5 protein-coding genes are annotated in these 11,947 nt (G+C 43.7%); 2 read left to right on the top strand and 3 right to left on the bottom strand.

Going from position 1 to position 11,947, the window contains the following annotated elements:
- Positions 1-79: 79 nt before the first annotated feature.
- Complete coding sequence (locus tag AC438_RS09700) at positions 80-1,579, bottom strand: cobyric acid synthase (RefSeq protein WP_082354074.1); 1,500 nt, start codon at positions 1,577-1,579, stop codon at positions 80-82.
- Positions 1,580-1,774: 195 nt separating this feature from the next.
- Between AC438_RS09700 and AC438_RS09705 the strand changes: the two genes are divergently transcribed.
- Positions 1,775-2,926 carry an exonuclease SbcCD subunit D gene (locus tag AC438_RS09705; RefSeq protein WP_053981064.1) on the top strand — a complete coding sequence of 384 codons (1,152 nt, stop codon included), beginning with the start codon at positions 1,775-1,777 and terminating at the stop codon, positions 2,924-2,926.
- The gene (locus tag AC438_RS09710) at positions 2,923-5,976 is read left to right on the top strand and encodes an AAA family ATPase (protein WP_053981065.1); all 3,054 of its coding nucleotides are present in this window, start codon (positions 2,923-2,925) and stop codon (positions 5,974-5,976) included. Before AC438_RS09705 ends, AC438_RS09710 begins: the two co-directional genes overlap by 4 nt.
- Before the next feature lie 55 nt (positions 5,977-6,031).
- Here the strand turns inward: AC438_RS09710 and AC438_RS09715 are convergent, their stop codons facing one another.
- Together AC438_RS09715 and AC438_RS09720 are read right to left on the bottom strand one after the other, a co-directional pair.
- A complete protein-coding gene (locus AC438_RS09715) occupies positions 6,032-7,957 on the bottom strand; it encodes a fasciclin domain-containing protein (protein WP_082354075.1) in 1,926 nt (641 codons plus the stop codon).
- Between the two features lie 388 nt (positions 7,958-8,345).
- Positions 8,346-11,366 (bottom strand): ligand-binding sensor domain-containing protein, encoded by a 3,021-nt coding sequence (locus tag AC438_RS09720; RefSeq protein ID WP_162230724.1) that lies wholly within the window; start codon positions 11,364-11,366, stop codon positions 8,346-8,348.
- Between the last annotated feature and the right edge of the window lie 581 nt (positions 11,367-11,947).

An 11,947-nucleotide genomic window follows, 5' to 3' on the forward strand; every position in this document is an offset into this window, starting at 1 on the left:
GAACCCAAAAAAACCGCTCAACAGGGTGCTGATGGGGTACTTATTTTTCCTTGTGATCTATTACGTTGTTGCCATCTCTTTAAGTGCTTAACTTTAATAGTTCACATATCGCCTCAAACGACCAAGCTTTTTCAACTTCATCGGCTAAATAATCAAGCTGCTCTAACTTGTATTTTTCGTAATCAAACGTTTGTGCCTGTGCAATGCCACACCAAGTGAGTAGGCTTTGCAAATATTCTTGGCTGTCTAGCACTCCATGTAAATAGGTGCCTTTTATTTGTCCGTCCTCACTCATTGCTCCTTCGGCACATTCTACGCCGTTATCATGACGTAAGTTAAACAGAGGGCTGTTGAGAGCGCCCCCTTTGCTTTGCCCTGCATGTATTTCGTAGCCTTTAATACTGGCTTGAGTGTACAAGCAGTGGCCGCTCACATTACGTAAGATTTTATCGGGGTGTAAGGTGGTGTGTAAATCGAGTAAACCTAGGCCATTACTGCATAAGCCTGCTTGCCCCTCAATACCTTGTGGATCACTAAGGCTTTTACCTAGCATCTGATAGCCGCCACAAATCCCCAATACTTTGCCGTCATAACGTAAATGTTTATTGAGCGCAGCGTCCCACTGCTGGCTTTTAAGCCAAGCTAAATCAGCCTGTACATTTTTACTGCCAGGTAAAATAATTAAATCGCTATCGGCCGCTTCTTGCGGGTTACGTACATAAGTTAAGTTAATTTGAGGGTGTAAGCGTAGGGCATCAAAATCGGTATGATTAGAGATGCGTGGATATACCACAACATGTACATTCAAACACTCATCACTTTTAGTACTTTGCTGGGTATCTATTGCATCTTCGGCTTCGATATATAAATCAGGAATGTAAGGGATGACCGCTAAAATAGGTACGCCGGTTTTTTGCGTCAACCAATCATTGGCTGGTGCTAGTAAACTTTGGTCACCTCTAAACTTATTAATCACAAAGCCAACAACACGTTTTTTTTCGCTATCACTCAAGCATAAATAGGTACCATATAAATGAGCATACACCCCACCACGATCAATATCAGCCACTATGACTACTGGACAATCAACTTCTTCAGCAAAACCCATATTCGCAATATCACCTTGGCGTAGGTTTATTTCTGCTGGGCTACCCGCGCCCTCGACCACGACCGCATGATATTGCTTGCTAAGGCGCTGATGAGCTGCGAGTACGTGGGGTAACAGCGTTGTTTTTTTGCGATTAAAGTTTCCTGCTTTCATATTGCCAACAGCCTTGCCTAATAGAATCACTTGCGAGCCATTATCGCTATTGGGTTTTAATAAGACAGGGTTCATGTCAACATGCGCTGTAAGGCCACACGCTAAAGCTTGTACCGCTTGTGCGCGTCCAATTTCTCCGCCGGCTGCTGTTACCGCACTGTTTAGTGCCATATTTTGCGGTTTAAAAGGAGCAACTTTAACTCCATGCCGATATAAAATCCTCCCAATCGCGGCCACAGTTAAGCTCTTGCCAGCATCAGAGGTAGTGCCTTGCACCATGAGCGTATTGGGTGATTTAAACATTTTAGGCAAAGTCATAGCGGGCTCTAATGGATAATAAAATAAAAGAAGTGAGTCACTTTAAAGGGGCATGCTAGTGAGAAATGTATTAAGAAGCAACGCAGCGGCTTAAACCGCGCTAATTCCTAGCTCCTAATACGTGATTCACTTGCCCATTACCTTAACACCCGCTAGCCTGCCATCCTCTATAACACTCAATAGGCGGGCTTTTTGATGAAATTACTGCACACCTCAGATTGGCACCTTGGGCGGGTGTTTCATAATGTGTCTTTATTAGAGGATCAGGCGTTTATATTGGATCAAATAATCGCCTATGCGACCGATCAGCAGGTGGATGCGGTACTTATTGCCGGTGATATTTTTGATCGGGCTGTACCGCCGTCATCAGCTATGACGCTGTTAGACGACACCCTTCATCGCCTCACACAAATACACAATATCCCTGTCATACTGATTAGCGGTAATCACGACAGTGCTGAGCGCTTAGCTTTTGGGGCCAGATCACTGTCCAATCAAAACTTGCATATCTTTCACAACATTAAAGATAGCAACCAGGCGGTCACTCTTACAGATACCAAAGGGCACGGCGCTGAGTTTTATGGCATTGCATACCATGCGCCTGAGCAGGTTCGCTCGCAATTTGATATACCCGTTAAAACATTTGATGAGGCCCATACCTTCTTAGTGCAGCGCATACTTGAAACGCCAAAAAACACAGACTTTCGCATTTTGCTCAGCCACTGTTTTGTTGATGGCGCACAGGAGTGTGACTCGGAAAGGCCACTGGCTATTGGTGGTGCTGATCGCGTGAGTGCAGGCCCTATGAAAGCCTTTGACTATGTTGCACTGGGCCATTTACACGGCCAACAAAAACGCGGCGCCGAGCATATTCGCTATAGCGGCTCGCCGCTCAAGTACAGCTTTTCGGAAGAGCGGCATAACAAGGCGGTAACATTGGTCGAGCTGAGCATAGACCTGCCCCCTGTTATAACGCAGCTGCCTTTGACGCCGCTACGCAATATGCGCACCTTAGAGGGTGAGATGAATGCATTAATGGCTGCAGGCCAAAATGATCCGCACAGTAGTAATTTTTTAGCCATTACTCTTACCGATAAGCATGCATTATTAGATGCGATGGCTAAGTTGCGTACGGTTTATCCGAATGTGTTACAGCTAGAAAAGACCTTTTTGCAAAATAGTCACGGTACACAGCACGCTAATAAAGCACTACAACATAACGAGCAAGCGATGTTTGCCGACTTTTTTAAAGAAGCGACAGGCGAAATGATGGATGACGGCCAAAAAAAATACATCGCCAACTTGCTCGACCAAATACATCATGAGCAAACCGGAGGTGAAGCATGAAGCCATTGAAGCTAACGGTTCAAGCTTTTGGTCCCTTTGCGGACGAGCAAGTATTAGATTTTACCCAGTTAGGCAAAAACCCATTATTCTTAATTAATGGCGCTACTGGGGCGGGCAAAAGTACGCTACTAGATGCTATGTGTTTTGCCTTGTATGGCCAAACCAGCGGTAGCGACCGCGACGCCGCCCAAATGCGCTGCGACCACGCCACCCACGAAACACGCACCCAAATCACTTTAACCTTTGAAATAAAAGGCAAACAGTACACCGTAGAGCGCATACCTCAGCAAGAGCGCAACAAAGCTCGCGGCGAAGGCACCACCTTACAGCAAACCGAAGCTAATTTATGGCTTATTGAAGACAACAAAGAAACCATTATTACCGCTAAAAAAGCCAATCAGGTCACTCAGTACATCACCCAATTAATGGGTTTAACCGTAGAGCAGTTTCGCCAAGTTATGATATTGCCCCAAGGTAAATTCCGTGACTTTTTATTAGCCGACTCTGGCGATCGTGAAAAAATCTTTAGCACCCTCTTTCAAACTCATACTTACAAGCAATTAGAAGATAAGCTTAAAGCGGCAGCCAAAGAAGTTGACTCTCAATATAAATTACTCAAACACGATACCAGCAACCTTTTAGCCGATTACGAAGCTAACGATACCGATGCATTGCAGCAATATTGGCAAGATCAGCAGCGCTTATTAATCGAGATAGAGCAAGCAAGAGATACCGCCAAAAAGGATCACGACCAACAGCAAAAAAACCTAGAGCTAGCGGTAAACACAGTAAAAGAGTTTGATCAATTAGCCGAAGATCAAAAAAAGCTCGATGCACTACTCGATCAAAAAGAACAATTTTCTCTTAAAAAATCCACCCTAAAGCAAGGTGAGCAGGCTAAAGCAATTAAAGCCGATTACAATAATTTTGAGTTTATTAATAATAAAACTCAACAGGCTCAGCAGCGCTTAACTTTGGAAGAGCAAGGCTTGCAACAAGCACACAGCACTATGCTCCATGCACAAACACAGCTTAAACAAGCCACTATTGATGCACAAAATATACCCCAGCAACAAGAGCAACTACGCGTATTAGCCGCATTATTGCCTAAAATCGATGAACTACACCAAGCGCAAGCCAACACGTCAACGGCCACCGAGCAAACCCTTCAAAATAAACAGCGCTGTGATGCACTTAGCCAAGCCATCGCCCAACACGAAAAATCCATCGACGAAAACAGAAAGACGACATCGAATTTAAAAGATAGTTTAGCGCAATTACCCGCCCTAAAAACTGAACGCGAACGCCAAGTACAGTTAGGCACGCGGCTTAAAAAACGTGACGAATTAGAACAGGCTATAGCAGGATTAAATGCCCAGATAGGCCCGCTAAGCGCCACCATTGAGCAAGCTAAAAATAATTGCAATCATGAAAACCAAGCGCTACAACAACTCGAGTATTTATGGCACAGCCAGCAAGCGGCTATTTTAGCGCAGCAGTTGCAGCCTAATGCCGCCTGCTTGGTGTGTGGCTCGACCAATCACCCTAAGCCTGCCAATACAACAGACGATACCTTAGTCGATGTGGCAGCAATTAAACAGCAAAAACAAGTGCTCGAAAACGCCAATGCACAGCTCAATACGCATAATCTAGTATTGACCCGCTTAAACACAGAACATAAAAACGCAACCAAACAGCAGCACGAAATAGCGCAACTGTTAGCGAGTGAAGCCCATACTGATATTCATCAACTGCGCGAAGCCTGCAAAAAAATTACCGATGATATTAAAGCATTAAAAGACGTCGAGGTTACCTTAAAGCAACTCGCCGAGCGCGAAGCCAGCTGGATAAAATCACTTAATAAGGATCAACAAGCACTAAAAGAGCAGCAGGCATTATTAATCCAGTCAGAAGCCAGCTATGCAGTAGCCCACGACCGATTAAAGCTATTAGAGCAAGCCATACCTGAAGAGCAACGCGATAAAGCCCTTCTCACCAATAATATAAAACAACTAGAGCTAAATATTTCCGCCCTAGAGCAGCAACAACAAAAAAGCCAAGAGGCCTTTGATAAGGCTCATACAGAATGGATTCAAAAGCAACAATTAACCGCCGAGCTAAAAAATAATTGTGATACGCAGCTCGCCGAATTAAATGAAGCGAAGGCTCATTGGCGAGTACAACTTAATCGTTATGGTTTTGAAAATACGGATGCTTTTAATAACGCATTATTAACCGCTGAGCAAGAATATGCCCTAGCATCTGAAATTACACATTACGATCAAAACACTAATGACTTACAAGCGATTATCAAAGCGCAAATACAAAAATTAAAAGATAAAACCCCGCCTGATATTCAAGCCTTAAAAACTGCTGCCCAAACAAGTAGCCAGCGCTATAACGTACAGCTTAGCCATTGGCAAAAGCAACAAAGTCTAATCGATCAAATACAATCAACATTAACAAAACTTAAAAATATTTTTAAAAAATCTACAGCTCTCGAAGAGCAGCATCGCTTAGTGGGGACACTTGCCGATTGTGCAAGTGGCAAAAATGGGAAACGCATTAGCTTACAGCGCTTTGTACTCGGTGTGTTATTGGATGACGTATTGATTGAGGCAAGTGAGCGTTTAATCACAATGAGTAAGGGGCGTTATCGTTTATTGCGTAATTTGGAGCGCACTAAAGGCGGTGGTGCCTCGGGCCTTGATCTATTAATAGAGGATAATCACACGGGCAAAACTCGTAGCGCAGCCACATTAAGTGGTGGCGAATCTTTTTTAGCTGCACTTGCATTAGCGCTAGGCTTAACGGATGTGGTACAAGCCTATGCTGGTGGTATTCAGCTTGACGCTTTGTTTATTGATGAAGGCTTTGGTAGTTTAGATCAAGAGGCCTTAGATTTAGCACTACACACGCTTATTGACTTACAGCACTCGGGTAAAATGATTGGCATTATTAGCCATGTGAGTGAACTAAAAGAGCAAATGGCATTACGTGTTGATATTACTAGCAGTGCCAGTGGCAGCCATATTAGCTTAAGTGCATAATACAAAGCGCAATCGCGGAGGATTGCGCTTTGTATAGTTTTGTGGTTATAAAAAATTATTGTGCTGCAGGTAAAATAACTTTATCAATAAAGTGAATAATACCATTGCTTGCTTGAATATTTGTGGTGACTACTTTAGCGTCATTTACATAGAGCATCTCATCGATAAGCTCAATCTTTGCGGTATTGCCCGCTGCATTTGCCATTGTAATATCTGTACCGCCCTCAGTGCTGCCAGCAGTAATAGCATCGGCTGCATTGAGTTTTGCACCAGCGACCGTATGGTATAGCAAAATATCTTTTAGCTTCTCAGGATTTTCAGCGAGATCATTCAGTACCTCGTTGCCTAGCGCACTAAACGCTTCAGCAGTAGGTACAAATAAAGTGTAAACGGCAGTTTCATCGCTGAGTACAGTGGTGAGTTCAGTGGCTTCGAATACAATTTTTGTTGCCTCTGCATTCGCTTTTTCTTCATCAACACCGGCGGCAATTAACGCCTCGGAGAGTACACCAAACACATCGGCATCAATAGCGGTTTGATAGATATTTTTAGGCGGTACAATTACGGTATCAACGACATGAATAATACCGTTATCGGCCATAATATCGTTAATAATAACTTTAGAGTTATTAATATAAAGCTCACCGTCAACCACTGTTAGGCTAATATCGCCACCGTTGACCATGGTAACCGTTTCGCCTGCAGCAGCAGTTGCCAGTGCTGCTTTAGCATTTACATTGGCATCAGGTACTACGTGATAGAGTAAAATATTACTTAAAGTATCGGTGTCTGCTAGTAATGCATTAATAGTTTCTTCACCTAATTTATCAAAGGCATCATCGGTAGGCGCAAACACGGTAAATACTTTTGATTTGTCGGCTAAAACTTTATCCAGTTCGGTTGCTTTTAATGCGGTGACTAATGTCTCAAAGCGCTCATCGGCAGCGGCTATATCAGTAATTGAGCCTACAGGCGGCATCAGGACGGTGTCAATTAAATGTACGGTACCGTTTTTAGTGACGATATCTTTCGTCACAACTTCTGAGTGATTAATAAAGAGTTTGCCATCTTTCATCATAATATGAATGTCATCACCGTTAGCCATGGTGACCATTTTGCCCGACAAGCTCAATGCAGTGATGGAGTCTACATCGCTGTCGCTAATAACATGATATGTCAGTACGTCGGTTAATGCTTCGTTATCGGCTAGTAATGCGCTTAGAGCATCGTCATCTATTTTGTCAAAAGCGGAATCTAGCGGCGCAAATACTGTAAACATTTTGCTTTCGTCACTGAGTAAATCGACAAGGCCTGCTGCCTCTATAGCGCTGACTAGCGTTGACAATTCGGGGGTAGTAACGGCCGCATCAATAATGGTACCGTCAATATTAATGGGCGCAGGCGGTGTAATCACGGTATCGATGGCATGAATAATACCGTTTGATGCTGCTATATCAGTAATAATTACTTTGGCGTTATTAATGTACAAATCATCACCTTGCAAGGTGATGGCGATATTATTTTTATTGAGCATTTCTTGCGTATTGCCAGCAAGGCCGACAGCGGTATTTGCGTTAATCGTTGCGCCATCAATGACATGATATTGCAAAATATTTGACAAGGTATCAGGGTCTGATAATAAAGTATTGAGTGTCTCGCCTAATTTTTCAAAGGCATCATCGGTAGGTGCAAACACGGTATAGGTTGCATCAGGGTTATCGAGCGCTGCATCTAGACCTGTGGTGGTTAATGCTAACTCTAAGCTATCAAAACGCTCGTCGTCTGCCGCTATATCAAAAATAGTTAATTGTTGGGCAGGCGTTGAAGATACATTGCTATTATTACCGTTATTGTTATCACTACCGCATGCCGCTAAAAGAAGTGTACAAGCAGCAATTGCGGGTAATTTTAAGGCCCTAGCAGTGTTTGAGTAGCCATCTATTTTACACTTAGGGGTTGTATGATAACTGAGAGTCTTCATTTTTATCTCCTCCAGACGTATGCCATGAGTTATTAGTATTATGTAAAAGAGTGATGCGCAGCTTAAAGCAGTCACATGTAAAAGCTGTTACTGCTCAAAATCTTAAATGGATGAAGTGACGGAATAAAAAAATGATGCTAATAACAAATATATATAAATATTACAATAATTGTCTTGGATGTTAATCCGAGTTTGTATCGGTGACGTAGTGCTCGCGCAGTTGCGCTGAAGGATGTATAAGAAGATGCATAGCTAAACATGCAGCTAAGACATGCAGGTAAGACTGCAGGTAAGACTGCAGGTAAGACGTGCAGGTAAGAGGGGATGAGAGGAAGTACAAAGGGACTGTACTGCACGCAGGCATGCTAGTGGTTTGTACAATTCAAGATTAAGCCGCCATCACGCAATTGCGCCCGCCTTCTTTTGCAAAATATAAAGCCTGATCTGCACGATGGAATAATTCGGTAAAGTTTTCTTCGAGTTCGCGTACGGCGCAACCTGCACTAATGGTCAGTTCGATGGTTTGGTGGTAATAAAGAAATGATTGCATGGCGACATTTTTTTGGATGCGCTCGGCAATATTTTTAACGGTTCCCAAATTACTACTGTCGCATAACACTAAAAACTCTTCTCCGCCCCAGCGTCCTAATAAATCACAATCTCGAATTTCTGATTGTGCGATTTTTGCGAATGCCTTCAGAATGACATCGCCTGCCTCATGTCCATAAGTATCATTAATTTTTTTAAAAAAATCCAAGTCAATAATAATCACGCTAAATGATTTTCCGGCTTTGAGCCAATCGTCAATACGGTGATTTAAAGCTAAGCGGTTAGGGAGTTCAGTCAGTTGATCTTGTTGTGAGAGCTGTTGATATACTAGGCTGCGCGCACGCACGGCCATATAGTTACGGTACGCCGCAAAAGCAACCGTTATAAAACTAGCATACAGTAAATAAGCCCACCACTGCCGCCAAGGTGGTGGGTTAATACTAAAACGAATAGCCGTTGTCGTATCGCCCCATTGGCCATTGGCGCTTTTACCTTTGACCTCAAAGGTATATTGCCCAGGGTCCAAATTGGTATAAATGGCTGAGTTGCCTCGATTAATATTTTGCCAAGCCGTGTCAAAACCCTGTAGTCGGTAGCGATACTCATTAAACTGCGGTAAGTGAAATTGATTGAGCGAAAACTCAAAGCTCACTGAATTTTGCTGATAGTGCAGTGCTTGAGGTAACTGCGTTTGCGTTTGCCAATAGGTATTGGCTTGAGCTTGGCTATAGTTAATGCGCAAACCCGACAACACAGTATGACTGGCTTTTTGCGTTTGCTCTAATATAACAGGCTCAAAAATACTTAGACCTTCTTTGCTACCAGCCCATACTTGACCTTGCGGGTCGACATAGCAGGCGTTGCGATTGTAATTAGAGCCAGCTAAGCCATTCGCTTGTCGATAAACATGCACCTGTGAAAAATCAGCGCTAATACGCACTAATCCCGAAGGGGTACCGGCCCATACATCACCCAGGGTATCTTCAACGATGCAGCTCACCGCTGGGCTAGGCAAGCCCTCTTTGACGCTTAGGTGGCGGTAAGTTTTGGTGCTGGGGCTGTATACACTAATACCTGATGAGCGAGAGGCAAACCACATATCACCATTAGAGTGTGCTGTAATAGCAATTAACTGATTGCTGCTTAAGCTGTTAGTGTTATTGGGATCATGTGTGGTGATATCAAAATCGTCACTTTCTGGGCGATAACGCGACAACCCGTGAAGACTCGCCACCCACACATTGCCATGTTTATCTAAGGTAATATCCCTAACAAACTCTCCGACAATACCGCCGGCATCCATGGCATTAAAGGGGTAGTGCTTAATGTTGCCGGTAGCTAAATGAAGCTTGAACAGGCCTCGCTTTTGAGTGCCTACCCATAAATTTCCTTTGCCATCATCTTTGAGTGCCCAGATATAAGCGTTGCTGATTCTTTTGGTGGGATCGGGGTGATTCATTAAGCTCAGCCATTGCCCATTTTTGGGGTTATAGCGCTGAACCCCTCCGCCCCATGTACCTACCCATAAATAGCCTTGGCTATCTGTTTCTAGTGCTAATACGGGGTTGGCCTTTAGTGTGGCACCGGTATCAGCACTAAAGCTTGTGACGCTACCTTGGTGTGGATCGAGTAAGTCAAGTCCGCCTTCGGTACCGACCCAATACAGGCCATTTTGCGCAGGATGAATCGATAATATTGCATTATCATTCAGACCTTTGTGAAAGCGATTACGCTTGCGAAAATGTTTAATTTGATCAAAACCGCGATAGTAATAATTCAAAGTACCCGAAAAGCTACCCACCCAAATATTATGATCTTTATCTTCAAAAGCCAGCCGTGCTTTATTGCTATCGATAGATGCTGGAACACTAGAATCGTGAATGTAGCCTTCTATTTTTTGTGTTTTTAAATTCACACGCCACAAGCCTGCGCTGTCTGTACCCACCCAAATATAGCCTTTGCTATCGCCAAATACCCCCCATACGTCATTAGTGACAAAAGGTTTATCGGCACTGGCATGCGCTGCATATTGGGTAAATTTTTTCTGTATGCTATCAAATAGTATTAAGCCACCACCGAGAGAGGCTAGCCAATAATGCACACCATCTGGCGAGTAAATACCACGCACATCTTGGTGGGCAATCGCCTTTGGATCTTTAGGGTCGGGACTATAATAGCTGACCTCATCGGTTAATAAGTTCACGCGAATAAGGCCTAAATGGCTGGTTCCCAGCCACAGTTCATCACCGTATACATACACGTAGCGAATATGAATTAATGCCGGTAGCTTGCGTATAAATGCGGGTGTTTGTTGCTTTAAGGTATCTGCATCCAATACCGAAAGGCCCTCGGTTGTGCCGGCGAAGATCCAATTTTTGTAACGTGTTATTGAGGTGACGTCGTTGCTTGGTAGGGTATTGGTCGCCGATGATATGTTCGTGAATACACCACTATTGAGGTCAAAGCGGCTAATACCTGTCACCGTAGCTACCCACACATAGCGCTCATCTACAGCAAGGCTTTGTACATAATTGCCGGCAATACTGTTGTGGTTATCAGCACGATACAGCAAGACATTATGGCCATCGTAACGTGCTAAACCGTTTTCGCCACCCACCCATAAAAACCCCTTGGTATCTTGTACCATAGCGGTGATGGAGCCAATATTTGTTTGGTCGCTGGTATAGTTAGAAATTTGAATATGTTTAAATTCGGCATACGGTGCCATATGTTGCTCAATGGCAGTATCCAAGGCCGCTTGCGTGGCCAAAGCCACAGCCTGATGGGGGCCGATGCAAATCAGCATCAAGAGCAATGGCCGTAATACGGCGATACCGACACCATACATATAACGATCCAAAAACCCGCGCCTACTGATTCGCCAGCCGATTAACATAGTCCACTTACCAACATAGTCCACTGATCAACAGGGTTCACTGATGAGTACATTCATAAACACAGCTTACTAAGTAATATGGCTTACTTATAAGGTGTGTTTGCAGGTAGCGAGCATCGAAAAACCTGCCATCTCGTCATGATTTTTCTAGCTTAGCTAGCAGTGCCAGATAATCAAACAAACCGCCATGGTTAAAATTGCGTTACATTGCCTGCTTATTAAAGATTAGCTTATATAGAGCCCTTTGTTTAACCAGCGAAACGTTTTCATCAACCTTACAGCATGCTATATCCTGTGGCCCTATGATTTAAGCCATCAGCGATATAGCTAAAACGCATTAAAAATTAATTTTTTTGGCGTTTGTGGCCTTAGTGAAAGGCCATAGTTGCCTGATCAGTGATGCCAAGGCGCAATGACAGCGTTATCTAGCGCTCCATGGGCGCTACATAGGTGTTTAGATTCTCAGAAATTATCTATCAGCGCTCTATTAGGTGAGGTTTGTCAGCTTGGCCAAATAGTTACGCTTGCATCATGACACAATAATC

The organism is Marinagarivorans algicola (assembly GCF_001292705.1).
GTDB lineage: Bacteria > Pseudomonadota > Gammaproteobacteria > Pseudomonadales > Cellvibrionaceae > Marinagarivorans > Marinagarivorans algicola.